The organism is Lentzea sp., from assembly GCF_036380075.1.
Taxonomy (GTDB): Bacteria; Actinomycetota; Actinomycetes; order Mycobacteriales; family Pseudonocardiaceae; genus Lentzea.
In genome coordinates, this window is record NZ_DASVFL010000369.1 from 1 (window position 1) to 24184 (window position 24184).

Consider the following 24184-nt stretch of genomic DNA (forward strand, 5'->3'; position numbering starts at 1 on the left):
ACCAAGGACGGAACCGCGGTCACAACGGGTTGCAGCGACTTCTCTTCACAGTTACCGCGACACGGCGGCCACGGCCTCGCGCAACGCCTCCAGACGGGCGGCGGACGCCAGTCCCCCGTGGTAGAGGTGGAACTCCTCGACGCCGGCGTCCAAGTAGGTCAGCCACTCCTTCGCGAGCGCCGCACCGTCCGCAGGCTTCGGCGGCAACCCCAGCACGTACGCGGCGATCCGCATGTCCGGGGCGACCGCGCGCAACGCCTCGATGCCGGGCACCGCGACGTCGGGACCGGGCCAGCACATCGTCGTCAGCACGTCGACGTCCGCGTCCACACCCCCGGCCACGGTCGCGAACGGCCCGGTGCCCCACGGGTCCGCCGTCACGTGCATCCCGACGCGAACCGACGGTGCGGCGGCACGGATCTCGCCGACCAGCCTCTGCCGCAACGACCTCACGGCGCCGGTGCGCACGGTCTGAACGTCTTCCGCGAGCACGCCCAATGCTTCCTCGACGGTGGGCACGCCGCGATCGACCCCGGCCCGGACCGCGTCGCGCAGGGCGTCCGGGTCGGCGTACAGGGCGGTGCAGGCGGTGCAGAAGCAGAGCGACAACAGCTTCTGCTGCACCGCGTTCCAGTCCGTGCCGTCGGTCTTCTCGTGGTGCCCGCCGTGGAAGAACCCCAGCGGCCCGCAGGCCTCGAGGACGAGCCCGTCCGGCGCGCCGAGCTCCAGCACCTCGGCCACCAGCGCCGACGCGTACTCGACGACGTCGGGCTGGGAGGTGCACAACGCGTACGGGTAGCGGTCACCGAACGCGTTCACCACGGTCACGTCCGGGTGCAGGTCGCCGAGGCGCGAGTTGTGCGTCAGCACGGTCCACGCGTACACCGGCAACCCGGCGGCCCGCACGAGCGCGGCCGCCTCGCCGAACGAGTCCGCACCGTCCATCCAGGACGGTTCCGCCGGCTTCAACCGGCCGTACTTCTCCTCGCGCACTGGCAGGTAGAACGCCGCGTGCCGCGCGTCGACCAACCGGTGCGACGGGTGCAACGGCGTCGCGGCGCGCACGGTGTGGTACGACGCGGCGAGCGCGATCGCGTCCACGCCGAGGTCCTGGTAGCGCGCCACGGCGTCCGGATCACCGATCAGGTCCCACGGGTAGGCGTGGACAACCGACTTCACCACCGGGGCCGCTTCCTCTCGTAGCTCGGGTCGTGCTCCTGCATGTAACCGGTGTCGTCGCGGGACGTGATGCCGCACCGGGCGTAGTTCTCCGCCAGCCGTGCCAGCGCGTCGCGGTCCAGCGTCACGCCGAGACCGGGCGTCACCGGGACCGGCACCGCACCGTCCACGAAGGACAGCACGCCGGGTTCGACGACCTCGTCGGCGGCGTTCCACGGGTAGTGCGTGTCGCAGGCGTAGTTCAGGTTCGGCGTGGCGGCGGCCAGGTGCGTCATGGCGGCCAACGAGATGCCGAGGTGCGAGTTCGAGTGCATCGACAGGCCGATGCCGAACGTCCGGCAGATAATGCCCAGCTGCCGCGACCGCTGCAGCCCGCCCCAGTAGTGGTGGTCCGACAGCAGCACCTGCACGGCGTCCTGCTCCACCGACGGCCGCAGGTGCTCGAACGCGACCACGCACATGTTGGTGGCCAACGGCATCGGGGCCTGCCGGGCCACCTCCGCCATGCCGGGGATCTCCGGCGTCGGGTCCTCCAGGTACTCCAGCACGCCGTCGAGCTCCGCGGCGACCTTCAGCGACGTCGCGGGAGTCCAGGCCGCGTTCGGGTCGAGCCGCAGCGGGTGGTCCGGGAACGCCTCGCGCAACGCCCGGATCGCCTCCACCTCCTGCTCCGGAGGAAAGACACCGCCCTTGAGCTTGATCGAGCCGAACCCGTACTCGCCGACCATCTTCCGCGCCTGCGCCACGATCCCGGCCGGATCGAGCGCCTCGCCCCACTCGTCGGGCTCGGCACCGGGGTGCCCGGCCCACTTGTAGAACAGGTAGGCGGAGTACGGCACGGCGGACCGGACGGCGCCGCCCAGCAGGTCGTGCACCGGGCGTCCCAGCGCCTTGCCCTGGATGTCCAGGCACGCGACCTCGAACGGCGAGTACACGCGGTCGACGGTGCTCTCCGCGGTGATGTTGCCCGTCAGCCCGTGCTTGTCCGGCCCGACCTCGCCACCCAGCACAGCGGCGACGCGCGCGTGCATCTCGTTGAGGGCGAACACGTCCAGCCCGACCAGCGAGTCCACAACGGACCGCGAGCGCTCCAGGTGCGCGAGGTCGCCGTAGGTCTCCCCCAGCCCGGAGATGCCCTCGTCGGTGTGCACCTCGACGATCGTGCGCAGCGCCCACGGTTCGTGCACGCCTGCCGCGTTCAGCAGCGGCGGGTCGCGGAAGGCGACCGGTGTCAGAACGATCTCGGTGATCTTCACAGCGCCCCGCCCCTTCAGGCCAGCAGTGCCTTGCCGGCGGCGATGATCTCGTCGAGAGCCGCCAGGTGCTCGTCCGACGGGTCGACCAGCGGCGGGCGCACGCCGCCGACCTCGAACCCGTTCGCACGCACGGCGGCCTTCACCAGCGCGACGGCATAGCCGGGGACCTTGTCCCGCAGCTCGACCAACGGCTTGTAGAACTCGTGCAGGAACCGGTTCGCGAGCTCGGTGTCGCCCGACTGCACGGCGTTGTAGAAGCCGAGCGAGATCTCCGGCGCGAAGCAGAACACCGCCGACGAGTACAGCTCGACGCCGATGCCCCGGTAGGCGAGCTGGGTCATCTCGGCGGTCGGCAGGCCGTTGAAGAACTGGAAGGGCTTGTCGACCCCCGCGCGGACCGACAGCACGACCCGCTGCATCTGGTCGAGGTCGCCGAGGCCGTCCTTGAAGCCCACGACGTTCGGGATCCGCGCGACCTCGACGGCGGTCTCCGGCGTGAACTTCGCGTTGTTGCGCTGGTACACGATGATCGGCAGCTCGGTGACGGAGGCGGCCTCGGCCACGAACCGCACGAGCCCGGCGGCCGGGTTGGTCACGAGGTAGGGCGGCAGCAGCAGGATGCCGTCGGCGCCGGCGCGTTCGGCCGCCTGGATGAACTGCCTGGTCGCGACAATCGAGCCGCCCGCGCCGGCGAACACCGGCACCCTGCCCGCGGTCGCCTCGACCGCGACGGCCACCGCCCGTTCGAACTCCTCCAGTCCCAGCGCGTGGAACTCGCCGGTGCCGCACGCGGCGAACACCGCGCCCGGCCCGGCGGACACGCCGTGCTTGACGTGCTCGGCCAGCACGTCGTAGGCGATGTTCCCCTCGGTGTCGAACGGGGTCACCGGGAAGAACAGCACACCATCGAGTTGCATACCCACACACTCATCCCTTGATCGCTCCGGTGGTGATCCCACGCAGGAAGGACTTCTGCAGCGACAGGTACACGACGAGACTCGGCACCAGCGCCAGCAACGCACCGGCCAGCACGATGCCCGTCCCGACCGTGTCGTCGGACCTGAGGGCGAGGAGTGCGACCGTGAGCGTGTAATCGGAGGGGTCCGCGGCGACGATCAGGGGGAGCAGGTACTGCTCCCAGATCATGTTGAAGCCGAACACGGCGATCACGCCGAGCGCCGGCCTGCACAGCGGGAGGATGATCTGCGCGAACAGGCGCAGCTCCCCCGCACCGTCCACTTTGGCCGCTTCCTCGAGCTCGGCGGGGATCTCCCTCATGAACTCCGTCATGACGAAGATGGAGAAGCCCCACGCCCCCAGCGGGAGGATGACACCGAGCAGGGTGCCCTTCAAGCTGACGTGCACCAGCGGGAGGTCGCCGATCACCAGCGACAGCGGGATCGCGATGACCTCCTCCGGCAGCATCATCGTGGCGAGGACGACCAGCAGCGCGACGGCCTGGCCGCGGAACTTCTTGCGCGCCAGCGCGTACGCGGCGAAGACGCTCACCGCGAGCTGCAGCAGCAGGGCACCACCGGCGATGACGAGCGAGTTCGCCAGGTAGTGCCAGATCCTGTTCTCCGTCGCGACCTGGAAGTTGACGAGCGACGGGTTGTCCGGGACCACCGAGAGCCTGGTCGGGTCCGGGTTGTCGTCGAACGCGCCGGAGAAGACGACCAGCAGCGGGCCGCAGAAGAGGAGCACGGCCAGTGCGCTCAGGAGGACGCGGACGCCGCGGCTGACCCACGCGTCCGGACGGGTGGGCCAGCCGATGGCGCTGTCGAAGCGGCTCGAGTTGACGCTCATCGCGTCTCCCTCCCGCGGCGGTACCACTGCACGCTGACCGTGAGGACGAGCGTAACCAGGAACAACAGCACGGACCCGGCCGAAGCGAGTCCGGCTTCGGACTGTTCGAACGCGGTGGTGAAGACGCGCGTCATCCAGACGTCCGTCGACCCGGCCGGACCACCGCCGGTCAGCACGTAGACCTCGGTGAACACCCGCAGGCCGCGGATCGCCGCCAGCGTCAGCAGGATGGTGATGACCGGGCGCAAGGCGGGCAACGTCACGTTCCGGATCCGCTGCCCCGTCGAGGCGCCGTCGATCGCGGCCGCCTCGTACTGCTGCCGGTCGATGCCGGCGAGCCCCGCGAGGATCAGCACCATGTCGTACGGCGCGTGCTTCCAGATGCCGACGAACATGACCGACACCAGCGAGGTGTCCGGGTCGTGGATGTACTCCCACGGCCCGAGGCCGACCCACGAGATGACCTCGTTGAGGAAGCCCTCGGGCGCCGGGTAGAAGAACAGCCGCCAGATCTCGCCGATGACCGCGGTGGCCGCCACGACGGGCAGGAACACCGCGGACCGCACGAACCACAACGACTTGCTGTGGCCCTCCAGCAGCAGAGCGAGCGCGAAGCCGACGAGCATCGCGCCGACCGTCTGACCGCCGGCCAGCACGATGGTGTGCCAGCCGGCGGTCAGGAACTTCTCGTCCCCCAGGATCGTGGCGTAGTTGTCGAAGCCGACGAAGACGTCGCCGAGGAAGGGCCGGACCTCGAACAGCGAGAGCCGGATCCCCTCCGCCATGGGGATGAACTTGAAGACCAGGAAGATCACCGCGGCAGGGAGCAGGAAGAGCCACGGGATGAAGGTGGCTCCCGTGAGGCGACGCCGGCGGCGCCGCCTCACGGGGTGGGTGTCGACGGCACCGCCGCCACTAGCCGTCGAGCCCACGTCTTGGTGGTCGGGTGACCGCACTGCGGTCACTGCGACGCCTTCTGGTTCTCGAGCTCCTTCTTCAGCGCGTCCGCCAGGGACCTCAGCTCGGCCGACGAGTCGGCAGGGCACTTGGCGAAGATGGAGTTCAGGGTCTCCGAGGTCTTCTGCCGGAACGGCGCGAAGTTCGGCACGCTCGGGAACGGCCGCGCCTCGCTGGAGTACACGCCCGCGACGGTCGCCCACCGCGGGTCGTCGTACGTCGCGTTGACGTCGACGTTCTTGTTGACGGGCAGGCGGACCACCGGCTGCGGGTCGCCCTTCATGCCCGCCTGCTGCGCCTCGGGCGTGATCAGGTACTCGGCGAGCTTCTTCTGGTCGGCGGTCCGCGCGGAGCCGGCCATCAGGTAGACGTCCTCGCCCTCGCCGAGCACGGTGGCGCCGGCCGGGCCGCGTGGAGAGGCGATGACCTCGTACTTGTCCTTGCCGAGGGACTTGTCGAAGCGGCCGATCATGTACGGGCCGGTGAGGTAGATGCCGCTCTTGCCCGACTCGAACAGCGGGTGCGCGTCGTTCGTGCCCAGCGTGAGCGAGCCGGGCTGCATGACCTTGTCCTCGCAGAAGAGCTTGCGCAGCCGTTCGACCGCCTTGGTCGACTCGGGCGAGTCGACGCCGACGGAGAACTTGCCGCCGCCCTCGTCCTCGAGGATGTCGCCGCCGCCCTGCCAGAGGTAGCTCGACGCCCACCAGGCGAGGTAGCCGCGGTCGGTCGTGCCGGGCACGAGCATGCCGTAGGTGTCGTTCTGCCCGTTGCCGTCGGGGTCATCGCGGGTGAACGCCCGCGCGAGGTCGTCGAGCTCCTCCCACGTCGTGGGGACCGGCTTGCCGAGCTTCTCCCGCCAGTCCTTGCGGATCAGCGTGACCATCGCCTGCGTGGAGTACGGGATGGCGTGGAACTTGCCGTCCGCGCCCTTCGCGTTGTTCCACGCGCGGTCGACGATGTCGGTACCTCCCGCGATGTCGTCGCGGTCGATCTCGGTGGTCCAGCCCTGCTTGACGAAGTTGCCGAGCGAACCGGTGTCCGTGATGACGACGTCGGGGAGGTCCTTCGACGCGGCGCGCTGCTGCACCTGCTTGTCGAAGTCGTTGAAGACCGGCTTGTAGTCGACCTGCACGCCGGTCTTCTCGGTGAAGGACTTGAAGATCTTGTCGTAGACCTTCGCGGTCGCCTCCGTCGAGCGGGTCCACACCTCGAGGGGCTTGTCCGGGTCCTTCGACGACGCTGCCGTGCCACCACTGCCACACCCCGCGAGCAGGGCGGCCGCGCTGACCGCGGCGATGGTGGTGGCTGATCTACGGCGCATCGTCGGAACCCTTCATGTTCAGATATGTGAACCTGGGTCGTACTTGTGAACCTGGTCCAGGACTGTAAGAATCAGCACGGCAACGTGTCAAGGGGAAGTTTCTTTCCTGTTTCGCAGAGGACAGCCAGGAGGCCAGGTGGCGTCGCCGATCGACAAGGGCACAGCTCGTCCGGGCGCGGTGAAGTCGGCCGACCGCACGGTGGAGCTGCTCGAAGTGCTGTCCGCGTCAGACCGCAGGCTGACGCTCACCGAGCTGCACCGCGTGCTCAGCTACCCCAAGTCCAGCCTGTACATGCTGCTCCAGACGCTGGTGGCGCGCGGCTGGGTGGAGGTCGACTCCGACCGGGGCACGTACGGCATCGGCGTGCGCGCACTGCTCGTCGGTACGTCCTACCTGGACCACGACCCGGTGGTGCGCGCGGCGATCCGCGTGATGGAGCAGGTGCGCCAGGAGATCAACGAGACCGTGCACCTCGCCCGTCTGGACGGCGCGGACGTCGTGTACCTGGCGAGCCGCGAGTCAGAGCACCACCTGCGCGTCGTCTCCCGCGTCGGCCGCCGGCTGCCCGCGCACTCCACGTCGCTGGGCAAGGCCGTGCTGTCGACCCGCACGCCGGAGGAGGTCGACCAGATCCTCCCCGGCCGGCTCGTGCCGCTGACGCAGAACACCGTGGTCGACCGGGCGGCGCTGCACGAGCAGCTCGCCGGGTTCCGCAACGCCGGCTACGCCCACGAACGCGAGGAGAACACGCCGGGCCTCGGCTGCTTCGCCGTCGCACTGCCCTACCGCAACCCCGTGCTGGACGCGATGAGCTGCTCGGTCCCCCTGGGCCGGCTCGACCCCGACCACGAGCGCCAGGTCGTCGCCGCCCTGCTCGACGCCGCCAGGACCATCACCGAGCTCCTCCGCCAGTTCGGTCGCTGAGCAATCCCGGAACACCCGAACACGACGGAGGGGTCCAACCCGTGACCGCACGCATCCTGATCACCGGCGCCGGTGGTGTGGTGGGAACGCTCATGCGCTCCCGCCTCGCCGCGGAGGGCCGCGTCCTGCGGCTGCTGGACATCGCGGAGCTGCCCGCGGCCGCCGAGGGCGAGAACGCGGAGATCGTCCAGGCGTCGGTGACCGACATGGCCGCGATGGAGGCCGCGCTGAAGGACGTCGACGCCGTCATCCACCTCGGCGGCCACAGCCTCGAGGAGTCGTGGGACAAGATCCTGCGCGTCAACATCGACGGCACGCACACGGTGCTGGAGGCCGCACGGCGCTCCGGCGTCCGTCGCGTCGTGCTGGCGAGCTCGAACCACGCCGTGGGGTACGTGGAACGCGCCGACGGCGTGGCCGGGGACTACCTCTTCCCCCGTCCCGACACCTACTACGGCGTGTCCAAGGTGGCGATGGAGGCGCTGGGGTCGCTCTACGCAGACCGGTACGGCATGGACGTGCTCGCGATCCGCATCGGTTCGTGCTTCGAGAAGCCGCGGGACGTGCGGATGCTGGCGACGTGGCTGTCGCCGGACGACGGCGCGCGCCTGTTCGAGGCGTGCCTGTCCGTTCCGTCGCCGGGGTTCCGGATCGCCTGGGGCGTCTCGAAGAACACGCGCGGCTGGTTCTCCCACGACGAGGCCCGCGCGCTGGGCTTCGAACCGCGGGACGACTCCGAGGTGTTCGCGGCCGAGGTGCTGGCGCGGCACGGTGAGCTCGACCCCTCGACGTACGCTGCGAAGTACGTGGGCGGGGCCTGGTGCGGCCCCGACTTCGACACGGCAGTCAAGGAGGCAGGGCGTTGAGCCACGGCGTGCAGGGATACGACCCGCGCACCGGTGAGCCGTTCGGTGAACCGGTCGCGAAAACCCCCGACAGCGAGGTGGACCGCATCGCTTCCGCCGCGGCGGTCGCGTTCTCCGCCTGGTCGGTGGCTCCGGCCGCGGACCGCGCGGTGGTGCTGGAGGAGGTCGCGGACGCGCTCGACGCCGAGTCGTCGCTGCTGGTCTCGACGGCCGACAGCGAGACGGCGCTCGGCGTGCCGCGGCTGACGACGGAGCTCAAGCGCACGACGAACCAGCTGCGGCTGTTCGCTGAGGTGCTGCGCGAGGGCAGCTACGTCGAGGCCACCCTGGACTCGGCGAACCCGGACATCATCCCGCCGCGGCCGGTGCTGCGGCGCGTGCTGCGTCCACTCGGGACGGTCGCGGTGTTCTCCGCGTCGAACTTCCCGTTCGCGTTCTCGGTCGCCGGTGGCGACACGGCCTCGGCGCTCGCGTCCGGGTGTTCCGTTGTGGTGAAGGCGCATTCGGCGCACCCGTCGACGTCGCGCGAGACCGCGCGGGTCGTCGTGGACGCGCTGCGCGCGGCCGGTGCGCCCGAGGGCCTGTTCGGCATCGTCTACGGCACCGAGGCCGGTGTGGCGCTGGTGAAGCACCCCGACGTCCGCGCGGTCGGCTTCACCGGCTCGACCGGTGGCGGCCGGGCGCTGTTCGACATCGCGCAGGGACGGCCGGACCCGATCCCGTTCTACGGCGAGCTGGGCAGCGTGAACCCGACGGTGATCCTGCCGGGCGCGGCCAGGGGCGAGGACATCGCCACGGGGTTCGCCCAGTCGCTGACGATGGGCGTCGGGCAGTTCTGCACGAACCCCGGCCTGGTGTTCGCGCCCGAGGAGCTGGTGCCCGCGCTGGGCGAGGCCGTCGCGGCGACGTCCGGTGGCGCGATGCTGAACGAGCGGATGTGCGACTCCTACACGGCGTCCACGGACGCGCTGGCGGCGTCGGACCTGGTGTCCGTCGTGTCGACCGGCACGCGCCAGGACGAGGCGTGGGCGGTGTCGCCGCGGCTGTTCAGCGTCCCGCTGGCGGTGTTCGAGGAGAACCTCGAGAAGCTGACCGAGGAGCACTTCGGCCCGGCGGCCCTGGTCGTGACGTACTCGTCGCCGGCGGAGCTGCACCCGGTGCTGGCGAAGCTGCCGGGCACGCTGACGGGCACGGTGCACGCCGCCGAGTCCGACCACGCGGAGGCCGGCGAGGTCGCGGAGGTCCTGCGGCGCGTGGCGGGCCGGCTGATCTTCAACGCCTGGCCGACCGGTGTCGCGGTGGCGTGGGGCCAGCACCACGGCGGTCCGTGGCCGGCGACGACGAACCCGTTGCACACGTCGGTGGGCGCCACGTCGATCCGCCGCTGGATCGCGCCGGTGACGTACCAGTCGTGGCCGGACGCGTTGCTGCCCGCGGAGCTCCAGGACGCGAACCCGCTGGGGATCCCGCGCCGGGTGGACGGCGTGCTCGGCGTGCACTGAACGGTGCCGTGACGAACGGGGCCACCGGCGTGCTGCCGGTGGCCCCGTTCTCGTGCTTGACCTTGGAGTGCGCTCACAGGTTTAGCGTGGGGCGCATGAGAGTCGCCGAGCTCGCACGGGAGGCCGGGGTGCCGCCCGACACGGTCCGGTACTACGAGCGCGCGGGGCTGATCGCGCCGCCACCGCGCACGTCGTCGGGGTACCGGCAGTACCCGTCGTCGGCCGCCGGCCGCATCCGGTTCATCCGCGACTGCCAGCGCCTCGGCCTGACGTTGCGGGAGATCTCGTCGCTGCTCGCCGTGCGCGACACCGGCGAGTGCCCGTGCGAACCGGCCGACGAGCTGCTGCGGCGGCACATGGCCGAGATCGACGCCGAGATGGCGCGGCTCGCGCGGCTCCGCACGGACCTGGCGGACATGGTCGGGTCCTGTTCGCCCTGGTGCCCACCGGAGGGGAGGTGACCGCGATGGACGAGTGCTGCACGTGCTGCGACTGCTGCTAGTCCGGTGAAGGTCCGGCGAGGCGCCCGCCGACCTCCTCCGCGATGACCTTCGCGCACTCCACCGCCTCGGCGGTCGCGGTGTCGACCTCGACGTCGTAGGTCATGCCGCGGTGCACCAGATCCGCCTGCACCTCGGCCATCCCGGCGACCCGGTCCCCGCGCGCGAGCTCCCTGCCCGCGGCGACGGCGGCGTCGCACCGCACCCCGACCCACACCACGTCGAGCCCGTCGAGCGCCTTCTCCCACCGCTGCCGCGATTCGACGCCGCCGAGGAACACGTCGTCCACGATCACGTGCGCCCCGGCCCGCACCATGGCGGCGACCCCGGCCATCCACGCGTCCTCGAGCAGCCGGAACTCGGCCCCGGTGGTGACCTCGCCGTCTTCGGCGAACCCGATCCCCTCGGACCCGAGCTGCAGCCGCGCGGGCATCACGTCGATCAACGTGTCGACCCCGATCGCCAGCCAGGCCTGCGGCAGCAACGCCTGGAGGCACCGCGCGATCCCCGACTTGCCGGAGCTGGACCCGCCGTTGAGAACGATCACCTGAGGCACGCTCCGACCGTACCCGTGGCGCGGCCGTCAGACGCGGGCCGCGCCCGCCCGCCGCTCCTCCCGCAGCTCGCGCTGGTAGCCGAGGAAGTCGACCTCCAGCGTGTGCCGCTTCGACTTCACGTACCGGCCGCGCAACGCCTCCCGGTAGGTGGTGATCTCGGCCTTCATCTCCGGCACCGGCGGCAGCGCCGCCCGTCCGGACTCCAGGTCGGCGATCCACTCGGCCTGCGCCTCGGCCAGCGGCATGATCGCGCCGAGCGGCTGGATCAAGCCGAGGAAGTACAGCCCCGGGTGCTCGGGGTCGACGACCCGCCGGTACAGCGACACCTCGTTGTCCGCCGACGTGACCGCCGGGAACTCGGCGGCGTCCAGGAACGGGAACTCGACCTTGTAGCCGGTGCAGTAGACGATGACGTCGACGTCCTCGCGGCTGCCGTCCTCGAAGACGACGCCGGACCCGTCAAGCCGGGACACGGTCGGCTTCACCGCGATGTCGCCGTGGCCGAGCCGGGTCAGCAGGTCGTCGGAGATGGTCGGGTGCGCGGCGAGGATGCCGTGCGACGGCTCGGGCAGCCCGTAGTCGGAGAGCTTGCCCCGCGCCAGCCGCAGCATCGCCCGCAGCGACAACCCCTGCAGCCACTGCGGTGCGAACCGGGCGAGCGGTGACGTCGTCAGGTGGTCGGTCGGCATGCCGAACAGGTACTTGGGCATGATGTGCGCGCCGCGGCGCATCGCCAGGAACGTTCGCGCGGACACCCGTGACGACTCGACCGCGATGTCGCAGGCCGAGTTGCCGATGCCGAGGACCAGGACCTTCTTGTCCGCGAACCGTTCCGGCGTCTTGTAGAAGTGCGCGTGCAGCTGTTCGCCGTCGAACGAGCCGGGGAACGCGGGTTCCGGCAGCCGCGGCGACCAGTGGTGCCCGGTGGCGACGACCACCGACCGGTAGCCGGCGGTCGTCTCCTCGCCGGTGTCGCGGTCGCGTGACGTGACCGAGTAGCCACCCGGTGCGACGGAGACGGAGACGACCTCGGTCCGGAACCGGATGCGGTCGCGGAACCCGTGGTGCTCCACGAAGTCGTCGAAGTACTCGGCGATCTGGAAGTGCGACGGGTAGGCCGGCAGGTGCGACGGCATCGGGAACGACCGGAACTCCATCATCTGCCGCGAGGTGTTGATGTGGAGCGAGCGGTAGGCCGACGACATGCCGTTGTCGTTGAGGTAGCGCCAGTTGCCGCCGATCTCGGACCCGGTCTCGAGGCAGTCGTACTCGATGCCGCGGGCGCTGAGCACCTGACATGCGGCGATGCCGGACGAACCCGCCCCGATGACGCACACGCGATCCATGACGCCGAAGTATTTTCACGTTCGTCGCGCCTGTCAATCGCCCCCGTCCCGCGGCGGGTGCCCGCAGGGTGGAACGGGGTGTGCCCTGAGGTGTCCGGCACCTACGTTGTGCCGCATGCGAAAGCTTCTCGTAGCAGTCACGTCCGCACTGGCGTTCGCGGTCTCCACCGGCACGGCGGCGGGCGCGCCCCTGCCGTTGCCGGAGATCTTCGCGACGAACAACACCGCGGTCATCACCGACCCGGACGACCCGCGTCTGCAGGACCGGCTGGTGCGGTTCGACCACGACGTCCGCGGCATCGTGCGCGCGAACGGCGGCGTCACCACCCGGTCCACGCTGCTCGACGGCGTGTTCTGGTCGAGCGACCGGCAGGTGACGACGTTCGAACGTTCCCGCAAGTTCGACGTCGCGCTCGGTGAGGAGGGCCTGCGCCACGCCGCCGAGACGATCGGCGAGCAGTTCCGGCAGGAGTCGGTGCTCACGTTCCGCTTCCTGCCCGCGAGCTCGCCGGCGGTCGACGCCGTCCAGGTCGAGGTCGACGGCATCACCGCACGACAGGTCCGCCAGGGTCTGCTCGACGATGCCGTCGCGCGGGAGAAGCTCGGTGGCGGCAGCGTCACTCTGCAGGACAAGGCGATCCTCATCGCGGGCGTCGACGACCTGCCGACCGTGCGGGCGTTCGTCGCGAACATCGGCGGGGACTTCCGCAAGGCCAAGGTGCGCAAGGGAACCTGGGAGTTCGTGTCCGGCGCGGAGGGGACGGCCGCGAAAACTCCTTCGTCGTCCGCGCGAGCCGCCGCCTAACCTCGGGGCATGGCAGCAACCCTGGTCCGCGGTCAGAACGTGGACATCCGCATGTGGACTCGACCGGACGAGGTCGAGGAGCTCGCCATGCGACAGCTCCAGAACATCTCCGCGCTGCCGTGGGCCGTGAAGCACGTCGCCGTGATGCCGGACGTGCACTACGGCAAGGGTGCGACGGTGGGGTCGGTGATCGCGTTGCGCGACGCCGTCTCCCCCGCGGCCGTCGGCGTGGACATCGGCTGCGGCATGGCAGCCGTGCGCACCTCGCTCACGGCGAGTGACCTGCCGGAGACGTTGCGCGGTCTGCGGTCCCGGATGGAGGCCGTGGTCCCCGTCGGTTTCGGGCAGCACAAGGCGACGGCCTTCACCGACTCCGACGCGTCCGACTGGGCGCCGTTCTGGAGGCGGTTCGCCGACCTCACGCCGGCCGTGAAGGCGCGCGCCGACAAGGCGATGCACCAGATGGGCACGCTCGGTGGCGGCAACCACTTCCTGGAGGTCTGCCTCGACACCGACCAGCGGGTGTGGGTCATGCTGCACTCCGGGTCGCGCGGCATCGGCAACGAGCTGGCGCAGCACCACATCTCGGTGGCGCGCACGCTCGCGCACAACGCCGAGCTGCCGGACCCGGACCTGGCCGTGTTCCTCGCGGGCACGCCGGAGATGGCGGCGTACCGGCACGACCTGTACTGGGCGCAGGACTACGCGCGCCGCAACCGCGCGGTCATGCTGCGCCTGGTGTGCGACGTGCTGCGCGCGGAGTTCCCGCGGATCGCGTTCGAGGACCCGATCTCCTGCCACCACAACTACGTCTCCGAGGAGAACCACTTCGGCGAGGACGTGCTGGTGACCCGCAAGGGCGCGATCCGCGCCGGTCGTGGCGAGCTGGGCATCATCCCGGGCTCGATGGGCACCGGCTCGTACATCGTGCGGGGGCTCGGGAACCCGGACTCGTTCGAGTCGGCGTCGCACGGCGCCGGCCGGAGGATGTCCAGGAACAAGGCCCGCAAGACGTTCACGGCGGCCGATCTCGCCGACCAGACAAGTGGAGTCGAGTGCCGCAAGGACTCGGGTGTGGTGGACGAGATTCCCGCTGCTTACAAGGACATCGACATCGTGATGGCGAACCAGTCCGACCTCGTCGAGGTGGTCGCCAAGCTCAAGCAGGTGGTTTGTATCAAGGGTTGAATGTTTCCCGTGTGGGTGAACTGGAAAGCCTCCGGACAGCATTGATCTGGCCTGTCTTGGAGGTTTTCCATGTCAACGGGCGCCATCATCGGCCTGGTGGTCGCGGTTGTTGTGGTGCTGGCGGTACTCGCGTTCGTGCTGAGGCCCGCCATGCAGCGCAAGAAGCTGCGTGACCGCTTCGGCCCCGAGTACGACCGCGCGGTGTCGGAGAGCGACAGCCGGACGGCCGCCGAGAAGGAGCTCGCCGAGCGGGAGCACCGCCACAGCGAGTTCGACCTGAAGCCGCTTTCCCCGTCGGCTCAGGAGAGTTACCGCAAGCACTGGGCGACCGTGCAGACGAAGTTCGTCGACTCGCCGGAGAGCGCGATCGCCGACGCCGACCGGCTGGTGACCGACCTGATGGCCGAGCGCGGTTACCCCACCGAGGGGTACGAGGCGCAGCTGAGCGTGCTGTCCGTCGAGCACGCCCGCACCCTCGAGCACTACCGCAAGGCGCACGACATCTCGGAACGCCAGGAGATCGGCGAGGCGAGCACCGAGGACCTCCGCACCGCGATGGTGCACTACCGCGAGCTGTTCACCGACCTGCTGGAGCACGGTGGCGCTGCGCGCAACGACAAGGAAGCCGTGCGGAAGGAGAAGTCAGATGTCTGAGACCCCCACCCAAGCGGTTCCCACGCCGACCCCGGCGCGACCGCAGCAGCAGCACGCGGAAGGTTCGCTGCAGACGGACCGCGCAACGCAGGTGGAGCGCGCGCAGCAGGCCGAACGCGACCGGCAGGGTGAGCGGCCCCAGCAGTCCGAGCACTCCCAGGCCGAGCGCGCCCAGCACGAGCGTGCCCAGGCTGAGCGTGCCCAGAACGAGCGCACTCAGAACGAGCGCACCCAGAACGAGCGCACCCAGAGCGAGCGCGCGCAGGCCGAGCGTGCACAGCAGTCGGACCGCGATGTGCAGTCAGACCGCGCGCAGCAGGCCGACCGGCACGCGGACCGGGAGCGCGCGCAGGAGCAGCACGTCCCCTCGCAGCACACCCAGTCCGACCGGACGCCGGCCCAGCAGACGGCGGCGCACCGGGCGCAGGACACCACCGCCGACAGCCGTCCGTCGAGCAAGCTCGAGGACGAGTGGCAGGCGGTGCAGTACGACTTCGTCGACGACCCGAAGGCGGCCGTCCGCAAGGCGGACCAGCTCGTCACGCGGGCGATCGAGGAGCTGACGAACCGGCACCGCTCCCTCACGAAGCAGCTCGAGGGAAACGGTGATCCACAGACCGAGGACCTGCGACTGGCTCTCCACCGCTATCGGGAACTGTTCAAGTCGCTCGTCGCCGTCAAGTAGGAGTTGGAGCCCCGGCGTCGTGGCCGTAACAGGCGACGGCGCCGGCAGGCATGTCCGCACCCGGTCACCGGAGAGCTAGCCGGGGAGCTCGCGGATCTCCATCTCCAGCACGTCGATCTCGTCGCTGATGGCCTCGTCGAGCATGTCGTCGAGCAGCGTGCGGCATTCCTCCGACCCGCACCGCGGCAGTCCGGCACCGAACCGCGGCACCTGCTCCCACCACACCGCGGGGTTGTTCCAGAAAGAGCCGGAACCCTGGTCGACGCCTTCGAGGCAGCGCAGTTTCGGGTCGCTCTCCGGAAGGGCCCGCACGAACTCGATGAACAGGGCGAGCGCGTCGGGGTTGCTCACCGGGACCGCGCCGTACCCGCGCAGGCAGTCCTCGAGCTCAGCGAGGAACTCGGCCTTGAAGGACATGGCACACCCCCGCTCGTTCCGCGGCATTGCGGAAATCCTGAGTTCGTGCCGTCAACAGTACCTCTGCGGCCTGAGCCGGAAACGAGTGCGAACGGGCGGTATCTTCCTGCGCCCGCACGGTGTCCGGTGACCCGCAGTCACCGCAGAAATGCTCTCGTTGGGGCCCGAAAGGAATTGCGGTCCACTGTGGACGTGATGTCCGGCGCGCCGGTCAGCGGTCGGCGTGCAGCCTCGCGACGAAGCTGAAGCGGTCACCCCGGTACAGCGACCGGGCGCGTTCGATCGGGTGCCCCTCCACGTCGTAGGAGACGCGGTACAGCAACAACATCGGCAGCGCGGGGTTCGTGCCGATGAGCAACGCCTCGCGGGGCGTGGCGAGCACCGTCTCGACCCGTTCCTCCGCCTCGGCGAACCGGACGCCGAGCCGTTCGGTGAGGCACGCGTAGAGCGACCCGGCCGGGTCGAGCTTGTCCAGCAGGTCGGGGAACCGGCCGAGGCTCAGGTAGGTGGACTCGAGGCCGATGCGCTCGTCGTCGGCGAGCAGCACGCGTTCGAGGTGCACGACCGGGTCGCCGGGCTCGACCGCCAGGTCCCGCGCGAGGCCCTCGTCGGCGCCGAGCTCCTCGACCGTGATGACGGTGCGGTTGGGTTCGACGCCCTGCCGTCGCATGCCCTCGGTGTAGCTGACCAGGGACAACGGCTGCACGAGCTTGGGCGGACCGACGAACGTGCCGCTGCCCTGGCGGCGGATCAGCTTGCCTTCGAGGACCAGCTCGCTGACGGCTTGGCGGAGCGTGACGCGTGAGACGGAGAACCGTTCGGCGAGCTCGCGTTCCGACGGCAGGACGGTGCCTTCACCGAGGGTCTCGACGAGGTCGAACAGCTCTGCCTTGACCGCGTAGTAGCGCGGGACACGGCCGTGTTCTGGGATGCCCGCGCGAACGGGGCGATCAGCGCGGTGCGGCGGGACGCGGTTCACGTGGCGTGAGCCTACGTCACGGGGTGTGCGGTCAGCCCGCGAGCTTCGGCGGCTCGGGGATCTTGTAGCCGGAAGATCCGATGTTCGTCTCCAGCGACTTCCGCCACGCGCCGGTGTCGATCATCTTCTGCAGCGCGGCCTGGACCTTCTCCTTGCTCTTGGGGTCGTTGCGGTGCAACCCGACGCCGTACTCCTCCTTGCTGAACGGGTCGCCGACCACGCGCAGCAGCTCGGGGTTCTGGGCGGCGTAGCCCGCGAGCAGCACGTCGTCGGTGGTGACGGCGTCGACGTTGTTGGCCAGCAACGCGGTCACGCAGTCGCTGAACTTCGCGTACTCGACCAGGTTCACGTCCTTGGCGAACTGCTCCTTGACGTACGCGGCGGACGTGGAGCCCGCGGTGGAGCACAGGCGCAGGCTGGAGTTGAGCGACTTCGGGCCGGCGATGCGCTTCTCGTTGAAGCGCACCAGCAGGTCCTGGCCGGCGACGAAGTACGGGCCGACGAAGTCGACGACCTGCTTGCGCTTGTCGGTGATCGAGTAGGTGGACACGACGAGGTCGGCCTCACCGCTGGTGAGCAGCGTCTCCCGGTTGCCGGGCTGCGCCTCCATCCAGGTGATGTTCTTCTCGTCGACGCCCAGCTCGCCCGCGATGAACTTCGCGACGTCGACGTCGAACCCGCGGTAGCTGCCGTCGAGCCTGCGCAACGACAGGCCCGGCTGGTCGAAGGACACCGCGATGGTCATGCGGTCCTTGGAGCTGACTTTTCCCGCCATGGTGGACTCGTCGGCGCTCCCGCACGAAGCGAGCAGAAGCACGGCGGCGAATGTCGTCGCGGCAAGGCGAAGAAGCGCTCTCGGTGTCATTCGTCCCTCTACAGCGTCGAACCACGGGGTCGGTCCACGGGCATGCGCCGTCCCGACAGGGTGGTGTTCGGCCGGCGATGCGGGAAACCTAAGCGGCGCTGCGACGCATGTCCATACCTCAGCGCGAATGAAACTTACGGAATCGTTGCCGTAACCGGTCAACGCAGCCGGCGGGGTCCCGCGTCGTGCAGAGAAGGTGGCGGACCGACAACTATGCGGGCGCTGCTGACGAAAGCGCCCGCCGCGGAAGCGAGCACCGGTTCGAGCTTCAGCGAACGCACCTCCGGAAGGTCCTCGGCGAGAGCCGCCAAACGGAGTACCAATTCCTGAAGTGCTTTCAGGTCCGCCGGTTCGTCACCCCGGTAACCGGTGAGCAGAGGCGCCGCTTTCGGTGCCGCGACGAGTTCCGCCGCGTCGGTGTCGGTGAGCGGTACCGCCCGGTAGGCGCGGTCGCCGAGCAGGTCGCTGACCAGACCCGACAGTCCGAACCAGACCAGCGTGCCGAAGCTCGGGTCGTCCTGCAGGCCCAGCACGCAGCTGACTCCCTTGGGCGCCATGCGTTGCACGTACACGCCCGGTTTGCCGGAAAGCGCCGCGAGGTCGTGGTAGGCGGCTGTGACCGATTCCCGCTGGGCGATGTCGAGCCGCACGCCGACGAGGTCGGTGCGGTGGCGCAGGCGTTCGCTGGTCGCTTTCATCGCGACCGGATAACCGAGTGCGGACGCGGCTTCCACGGCTTCTTCGGCGTTGTTCGCGATGCGGAATGGCACGACGTCGATGCCATAGCACTTCAGCAGTTCGACCGCCGTGTGGTCGTCCATCCTGCGTTCGGTGACAACGTCGTCCACAAAGGAGCGCGCCCGTTCGGTGTCGATGCCGTCCGGTCTGGTGAAGTTGCCCTGAGGTGCGGCGCGCCACCGCGCATAACGGATGGCGCGCGCCAATGCGAGCACCGCGCGTTCCGGGCTGGCATAGCTCGGAATCGAGCCCTTGCCGGGCATTTTCAGCTCGTCCGGAATGCCCTCGACCGCGAGAAACGTCGAGACGATCGGTTTCGTGCGATGCGCGGATTCTTTGATGGCGCGCGCATACGCACTGCCGGGAACCGCGATCGGCGGCACGAACACGACGACGAGGGCGTCGGTGTCGGGGCGATCGAGCGCCTCCTTCACCGCCTTCGCGAACTCCTCGGGGGTGGCCTGGGCACCGACGTCGACGGGGTCGCCCGCGATCTCGAGGTCCTGGGCGAGCAGCGTGTCGGCGGCGAGCAGCCCGATGGCGGTGGAGTTGCCGACGACGGCGACGCGCCTGCCGGTGGGCAGCGGCTGGTGGGCCAGCAGCAGCGCGGTGTCGAACAGCTGGGCCAGCGAGTCGACCCTGATGACGCCGGCCTGTTCGAACAGCGCTTGGACGCTCGCCTCGTCGACCTTCGCGGCGGTGGCGGCGAGGCCGGGGACGACGGCGTGGCGGCCGGACTTCACCGCGACGATCGGCTTGGTGCGGCCGAGCCGGCGCGCGAGCCGGGCGAACTTGCGCGGGTTGCCGAACGACTCCAGGTACAGCAGGACGACGTCGGTGGACGGGTCGGTCTCCCAGTACTGGAGCAGGTCGTTGCCCGAGACGTCGGCGCGGTTGCCGGCGGAGACGAACGTCGACAGCCCGAGGCCCCACCCGGCGGCGTTGGCGAGGATGGCCGTGCCGAGGGCACCGGACTGGCAGAAGAAGCCCGCGCGGCCCCGTGCCGGCAGCTGCGGGGCGAGGCTCGCGTTGAGGCGGACCTTGGGGTCGAGGTTGAGGACGCCGAGCGCGTTCGGGCCGACGACGCGCATGCCGTGCGCCCTGGCCTCGGCCGCGAGCCTGCGTTCGGCGGACAGCCCGTCCGGGCCGGTCTCGCCGTAGCCGGAGCTGACGACGACGAGCGCCTTCACGCCCTTGGCGAGACAGCCGTCCATGACCTCGTCGACGCTGGCCGCGGGGACGGCGACGACGGCGAGGTCGACGTCGTCGGGGATGTCGAGCACGGTCGGGTACGCCCGGACGCCCCGCACGGCGCGGTGCTCGGCGTTGACGGGGTAGACGGGCCCGTTGAAGTCGGCCTCGAGGAGGTTCTTGAGGACGGCGTGCCCGATCTTGGTGGGATCGGTGGAGGCGCCGATGACGGCGACGCTGCGCGGGTGCAGCAGGTTGTGCACGCTGCGGGCCTCGGCGGCCTGCTCGCGGGCCCTGGCGACGGCGACGGACTCGTCGGTCGGGTCGATCGCGAACTCCAGGTGCAGCACGCCCTCCTCGAACGCCCTGCTGACCTGGTAGCCGGCGTCGCGGAACACCCGGACCATCTGCCCGTTCTCGGCGAGCACCTCGGCCTCGAACCGGGTGAGCCCGACCTCCCTGGCCGCGGCGGCGAGGTGTTCGAGCAGGATGCTGCCCAGCCCGCGGCCCTGGTGGCCGTCCTGGACGACGAACGCGACCTCGGCACTCTGCCCGTGGTGGAGCCGGTCGAACCGGCCGACGGCGACGATGTCGTCGCCGAGCAGCGCGATGAGAGCCACCCGGTCGTGGTGGTCGACGGTGCTGAACCGCTCGAGGTCGCGCTGCGGGATGCGCGGGTACGGCCCGAAGTAGCGGAAGTACCGCGTCCGCTCCGACAGCCTGCCGTGGAAGTCGCGCAGCCTGTCGGCGTCGTCGGGCGTGATCGGCCGCAGGTGGACGGTGCCGCCGTCGCTGAGGACGACGTCCGCCTCCCACCGCCGGGGAAAGTCGAACGGATCTCTGGCACCCATGTCGGCTTCAGTCCCTGGGGTCGTCCGGGTCGAGTCCGTGCAACGGGAACACCGCGCGGCGCGCGTCGCGGATCGCCTTGTCCACCGGCTCCTCCGTGTCCCCGCCCCACGGCTGGTGTCCAGGGTCGCACCCATCGGTCATGGACGCAGGCAGGGGCCAGCCGGGCGCGACGCGTGTCGCGTGCGCGACCCAGTCCGCCGGCAGCGGCCGCCTGGGGTCGACGTCGCGGTCGAGCACCGTCGCGAGCAGGTGCGTCCACGACCGCGGCACGACCCTGAGCAGCTCGTACCCGCCGCCGCCGAGCGCGAGCCACTTGTAGCCGTGCTCGTTCACGAGGTCGCGGAACGCCCGGTAGATCGCCCGGTGCCCGTCGACGCTGAGCGACAGGTCCGCGAGCGGGTCCTCCTTGTGCGTGTCGACCCCGCACTGGGTGACCAGCACCTGCGGCCGGAACGCCTTCAGCAACGCCGGCACCGTCGCGTGGAACGCCCGCAACCACCCTCCGTCGCGCGTCCCGGCGGGCAGCGGCACGTTGACCGCGCTCCCCTCGGCCCCGGCGCCGCCGACCTCGTTCGCCCACCCGGTCCCCGGCCACAGGCTCATCGGGTGCTGGTGCAGCGAGATCGTCAGCACCCGCGGGTCATCCCAGAACGCCGTCTGCACCCCGTCTCCGTGGTGCACGTCGACGTCGACGTACGCGATGCGCTCCACCCCGCTGCGCAACAGCCACTCGATGGCGACCGCGCAGTCGTTGTAGACGCAGAACCCGGCGGCGCTGTCCGGCATGGCGTGGTGCAGCCCGCCGGCGATGTTGACCGCCCGGTCCGCCGCACCCGACGCGATGGCCCTGGCAGCCGCCAGCGACCCGCCCACCACCAGCGCCGACGCCTCGTGCATCCGGTCGAACACGGGGTTGTCCGCCGTGCCCAGCCCGTGCCCGACGTCCCACCCGGCCGTCGGCGCCGCCTGCACCGCGCTCAGGTAGCCAGGCCGGTGCACCAGCTCGATCTCCTCGTCACTGGCCGCCTCGGGCACGAGCAGCTCGACGCCGTCGAGCACCCCGAGCGCGGTGGCGAGCCGCACCGTCAGGTCGAGCCGGACGGGGTTGAGCGGATGGTCGCCACCGAGGTCGTACGCGAGGAAGGACCTGTCCCAGACAACCGCGGCCGGCTTACCCATGCCCAGCAACCTACCCACCGACCGGCCCGTCCGGTGATCGCGTCACCGGCACCGCGTGCCCGGGATCACGCTTTGGCCGCCACCACCGCGACACGCGTGCCCGCGTCCGCACCGCCGCCTACAGTGACGCTCCTCGGCTCGCCCTCCGGGCCCCGAACCGGAACCGATCTCACCGAACAGGGGTCAGAGGCGACATGCAACTGCGACCAGCGGCCATCCTCCTCGCACTGGGCCTGACACTCGCCGCCGTCACGGGCTGCAGCGAACAGGTCAAGGGTTCGGCCATCGCCGACACCAACGCGACCACGCCCGAGGTGACCGCCCCGACGCCGACGTCGAGGAAGGCGCCCGTCAGCACCACCGCGGCGAAGCCCACGAGCCCCACCAGCCAGAAGACCGGCGACGTGAAGATCGGCACCAAGAAGAAGGCGAACGGCCTGGAGACCTGCGGCGTCCTCAAGGCAGCCGACGTCGAGGCCGCGACCGGCGGCAAGGCCTCGGCCGACGGCGGCTGCATCGTCACCACCACCGGCCCGTCGACCGTCATCACCCAGATGGTCACGGTCCCCGAGGCGGTCGACGAGGAAGGCGAGAAGAAGCAGATCGACATCGGCGGCAACACGGCGTGGCAGGTCACCTCCTCCAAGGAGGACTGCCAGGTCACCGTCATGCTGACCGACGACCCGGACGCCATCACCACGGCGTTCTCGGTGAGCGTGCTGGCGATCGAGGAGATCGACACCTGCGCCGCCGCGCTGAAGCTCGCGAAGCAGGGCTTCGACCGCATCCCGAACGCCTGACCCCGCCGCCCGGCCGCACCGGCGTCGTCAGCCGCCGGTGGCGACCTCCCGGTCCAACGCGCACCAGTTGGACCACGACCCCGCGTACAACGCGGCCGGCTTCTCGGCCGACGTGATCCCCGCGACCTCCAGCGCGAGCACCACGGACGAGGCCGTCACACCCGACCCGCAGTACGCCCCGACCGCCACGTCACCCGACACCCCGAGACCGCCGAACCGCTCGGCCAGCTCCTCCGCGCCGAGCCACCGCCCGTCGGCACCGACGTGCCCGGTGGTCGGCGCGTTGAGCGCCCCTGGGATGTGACCGGCCTTCGGGTCCACCGGCTCGGTCTCACCGCGGTACCGCGCCGCCGCCCGCGCGTCGAGCAGCACGCCCTCCTGGGCGAGCGCTGCCGCCTCGTCCGCGTCCAGCACCGGCATCTGGCCGGGTCGCACAACCACGTCGCCCGCCGCGTCCCCGGTGAGCGGCGACGGCACTTCCGCCGTCACGGGCAGCCCGGCCGCCTCCCACGCGGCGAACCCGCCGTCCAGCACCGCCACGTCGCCGTACCCGGCCCACCGCAGCAGCCACCACACCCGCGCGGCGACCGACCCGTCGCCCGCGTCGTAGGCCACGACCCGGCCGCCCTCGCGCACGCCCGCGCGGCGCAGCACCTCCTGCAACCGCACGGCATCCGGCAGCGGATGCCGGCCACCGGCGCCGGGCGGCGCGGACAGCTCGGTGTCCAGATCCGCGTAGACCGCGCCGGGGATGTGGCTGACCTCGTAGTCTTGGCGTCCGGGTGGTCCGCCGAGACGCCACCGGACGTCCAGCACGACGGTGGCCGGACGCGCACTCAGCGCATCGGCGAGGGCCTCAGGAGTGATCAAGGGATGCACGGCTCACATCCTGCACCCGCGCGGACACCTGTGTCCCCCGGCACGACTACCATCGACACCACACGAAGGGGAGCGGGTGTGAACGACCTCATCGACACCACGGAGATGTATCTCCGCACGATCTACGAGCTCGAAGAAGAGGGCGTGGTGCCACTGCGCGCCCGCATCGCCGAGCGCCTCGGCCAGAGCGGACCGACCGTGAGCCAGACCGTCGGCCGCATGGAGCGCGACGGCCTGGTCGTCGTGGCCGAGGACCGCCACCTCGAGCTCACCGAGCAGGGCCGCAACCTCGCGATCGCCGTCATGCGCAAGCACCGGCTCGCCGAACGCCTCCTCGTGGACATCATCGGGCTCGAGTGGGAGCACGTGCACAGCGAGGCGTGCCGCTGGGAGCACGTCATGAGCGAGGCGGTCGAGCGCAAGCTCGTCAAGCTGCTCGGCAACCCGACCACCTCGCCCTACGGCAACCCGATCCCCGGTCTCGACAAGCTGGGCGACGGCGAGCCCGCCCCGCCCGTCGAGGCCGACCTGGTGCGCGTCGACGAGGTGGCCCGCCGCGGCGGTGGCCGCGTCGAGATCCGCCGCATCGCCGAGCACGTCCAGCTCGACCCGGACCTGATGGCCGAGCTGAAGGCCGCCGGCGTCGTGCCGGGCGGCACCGTGGAGGTCGGGGCGCTCGCCGGCGCCAAGGTCGTCCACGTGCGCGGCAACGGCACCACGGCCGAGCTCGACCCCGC

The 24184-nt window shown here is 70.5% G+C and carries 24 protein-coding genes; 10 read left to right on the top strand and 14 right to left on the bottom strand.

The window, feature by feature from the left end; all coding sequences use genetic code 11:
- Positions 1–51 precede the first annotated feature (51 nt).
- From VF330_RS38950 to VF330_RS38975, 6 genes are read right to left on the bottom strand one after another with little or no spacing between them, the layout of a single operon-like run.
- Positions 52–1182, bottom strand: a complete 1131-nt coding sequence (locus VF330_RS38950; RefSeq protein ID WP_330856761.1) for a hypothetical protein — start codon at positions 1180–1182, stop codon at positions 52–54.
- Positions 1176–2435, bottom strand: a complete 1260-nt coding sequence (locus VF330_RS38955) for a glucarate dehydratase family protein (RefSeq protein WP_330856762.1) — start codon at positions 2433–2435, stop codon at positions 1176–1178. The genes VF330_RS38950 and VF330_RS38955 overlap by 7 nt, the downstream gene beginning before the upstream one ends.
- A 14-nt stretch (positions 2436–2449) precedes the next feature.
- Entirely contained in the window at positions 2450–3352 is a 903-nt protein-coding gene (locus VF330_RS38960) for a 5-dehydro-4-deoxyglucarate dehydratase (protein WP_330856763.1), read from the bottom strand.
- 10 nt (positions 3353–3362) lie between these two features.
- Positions 3363–4241 carry a carbohydrate ABC transporter permease gene (locus tag VF330_RS38965; RefSeq protein WP_330856764.1) on the bottom strand — a complete coding sequence of 293 codons (879 nt, stop codon included), beginning with the start codon at positions 4239–4241 and terminating at the stop codon, positions 3363–3365.
- A complete protein-coding gene (locus VF330_RS38970; RefSeq protein ID WP_330856765.1) occupies positions 4238–5206 on the bottom strand; it encodes a sugar ABC transporter permease in 969 nt (322 codons plus the stop codon). The genes VF330_RS38965 and VF330_RS38970 overlap by 4 nt, the downstream gene beginning before the upstream one ends.
- Positions 5203–6519: a sugar ABC transporter substrate-binding protein gene (locus tag VF330_RS38975; protein ID WP_330856766.1), complete on the bottom strand. Its 1317-nt coding sequence runs from the start codon at positions 6517–6519 to the stop codon at positions 5203–5205. Before VF330_RS38975 ends, VF330_RS38970 begins: the two co-directional genes overlap by 4 nt.
- Before the next feature lie 136 nt (positions 6520–6655).
- On the opposite strand from VF330_RS38975, the gene VF330_RS38980 reads away from it, so the two are divergent.
- The 4 genes from VF330_RS38980 to VF330_RS38995 all read left to right on the top strand — a co-directional run bounded on the left by VF330_RS38980 (position 6656) and on the right by VF330_RS38995 (position 10273).
- Positions 6656–7444 carry an IclR family transcriptional regulator gene (locus VF330_RS38980; RefSeq protein WP_330856767.1) on the top strand — a complete coding sequence of 263 codons (789 nt, stop codon included), beginning with the start codon at positions 6656–6658 and terminating at the stop codon, positions 7442–7444.
- A gap of 41 nt (positions 7445–7485) precedes the next feature.
- On the top strand, positions 7486–8310 hold the full coding sequence (locus VF330_RS38985) for an NAD(P)-dependent oxidoreductase (protein WP_330856768.1): 825 nt from the start codon (positions 7486–7488) through the stop codon (positions 8308–8310).
- Entirely contained in the window at positions 8307–9812 is a 1506-nt protein-coding gene (locus VF330_RS38990) for an aldehyde dehydrogenase (NADP(+)) (RefSeq protein ID WP_330856769.1), read from the top strand. Before VF330_RS38985 ends, VF330_RS38990 begins: the two co-directional genes overlap by 4 nt.
- A gap of 95 nt (positions 9813–9907) precedes the next feature.
- Positions 9908–10273, top strand: a complete 366-nt coding sequence (locus VF330_RS38995) for a heavy metal-responsive transcriptional regulator (RefSeq protein ID WP_330856770.1) — start codon at positions 9908–9910, stop codon at positions 10271–10273.
- Between the two features lie 37 nt (positions 10274–10310).
- Here VF330_RS38995 and cpt read toward each other — a convergent pair whose 3' ends face one another.
- A complete protein-coding gene (gene cpt / locus VF330_RS39000) occupies positions 10311–10868 on the bottom strand; it encodes a chloramphenicol phosphotransferase CPT (protein WP_330856771.1) in 558 nt (185 codons plus the stop codon).
- Between the two features lie 27 nt (positions 10869–10895).
- Entirely contained in the window at positions 10896–12215 is a 1320-nt protein-coding gene (locus VF330_RS39005) for an NAD(P)-binding domain-containing protein (protein WP_330856772.1), read from the bottom strand.
- Positions 12216–12330: 115 nt separating this feature from the next.
- On the opposite strand from VF330_RS39005, the gene VF330_RS39010 reads away from it, so the two are divergent.
- The 4 genes from VF330_RS39010 (at position 12331) to VF330_RS39025 (ending at position 15547) form a co-directional block, all read left to right on the top strand.
- Positions 12331–13020 (top strand): hypothetical protein, encoded by a 690-nt coding sequence (locus VF330_RS39010; protein WP_330856773.1) that lies wholly within the window; start codon positions 12331–12333, stop codon positions 13018–13020.
- A gap of 9 nt (positions 13021–13029) precedes the next feature.
- Positions 13030–14208, top strand: a complete 1179-nt coding sequence (locus VF330_RS39015) for an RtcB family protein (RefSeq protein ID WP_330856774.1) — start codon at positions 13030–13032, stop codon at positions 14206–14208.
- A gap of 69 nt (positions 14209–14277) precedes the next feature.
- Positions 14278–14862, top strand: coding sequence for a hypothetical protein (locus VF330_RS39020; protein WP_330856775.1), 585 nt, complete (start codon positions 14278–14280; stop codon positions 14860–14862).
- A complete protein-coding gene (locus VF330_RS39025; protein ID WP_330856776.1) occupies positions 14855–15547 on the top strand; it encodes a hypothetical protein in 693 nt (230 codons plus the stop codon). Before VF330_RS39020 ends, VF330_RS39025 begins: the two co-directional genes overlap by 8 nt.
- A 75-nt stretch (positions 15548–15622) precedes the next feature.
- On the opposite strand, the gene VF330_RS39030 is transcribed toward VF330_RS39025, so the two are convergent.
- The 5 genes from VF330_RS39030 to VF330_RS39050 all read right to left on the bottom strand — a co-directional run bounded on the left by VF330_RS39030 (position 15623) and on the right by VF330_RS39050 (position 21768).
- A complete protein-coding gene (locus tag VF330_RS39030; RefSeq protein WP_330856777.1) occupies positions 15623–15964 on the bottom strand; it encodes a hypothetical protein in 342 nt (113 codons plus the stop codon).
- 211 nt (positions 15965–16175) lie between these two features.
- Positions 16176–16943: a GntR family transcriptional regulator gene (locus VF330_RS39035; RefSeq protein ID WP_330856778.1), complete on the bottom strand. Its 768-nt coding sequence runs from the start codon at positions 16941–16943 to the stop codon at positions 16176–16178.
- A gap of 31 nt (positions 16944–16974) precedes the next feature.
- Positions 16975–17760, bottom strand: coding sequence for a glutamate ABC transporter substrate-binding protein (locus VF330_RS39040; protein WP_330856779.1), 786 nt, complete (start codon positions 17758–17760; stop codon positions 16975–16977).
- 206 nt (positions 17761–17966) lie between these two features.
- The gene (locus VF330_RS39045) at positions 17967–20588 is read right to left on the bottom strand and encodes a GNAT family N-acetyltransferase (RefSeq protein ID WP_330856780.1); all 2622 of its coding nucleotides are present in this window, start codon (positions 20586–20588) and stop codon (positions 17967–17969) included.
- 7 nt (positions 20589–20595) lie between these two features.
- A complete protein-coding gene (locus VF330_RS39050; protein WP_330856781.1) occupies positions 20596–21768 on the bottom strand; it encodes an acetoin utilization protein AcuC in 1173 nt (390 codons plus the stop codon).
- A gap of 194 nt (positions 21769–21962) precedes the next feature.
- Here VF330_RS39050 and VF330_RS39055 point away from each other — a divergent pair, with 194 nt between their 5' ends.
- On the top strand, positions 21963–22568 hold the full coding sequence (locus VF330_RS39055; protein ID WP_330856782.1) for a hypothetical protein: 606 nt from the start codon (positions 21963–21965) through the stop codon (positions 22566–22568).
- A gap of 27 nt (positions 22569–22595) precedes the next feature.
- Here VF330_RS39055 and VF330_RS39060 read toward each other — a convergent pair whose 3' ends face one another.
- Positions 22596–23447 (bottom strand): sulfurtransferase, encoded by an 852-nt coding sequence (locus tag VF330_RS39060; protein WP_330856783.1) that lies wholly within the window; start codon positions 23445–23447, stop codon positions 22596–22598.
- A gap of 78 nt (positions 23448–23525) precedes the next feature.
- Here VF330_RS39060 and VF330_RS39065 point away from each other — a divergent pair.
- The coding region (locus VF330_RS39065) for a metal-dependent transcriptional regulator (RefSeq protein ID WP_330856784.1) at positions 23526–24184 on the top strand (659 nt) is incomplete at its 3' end.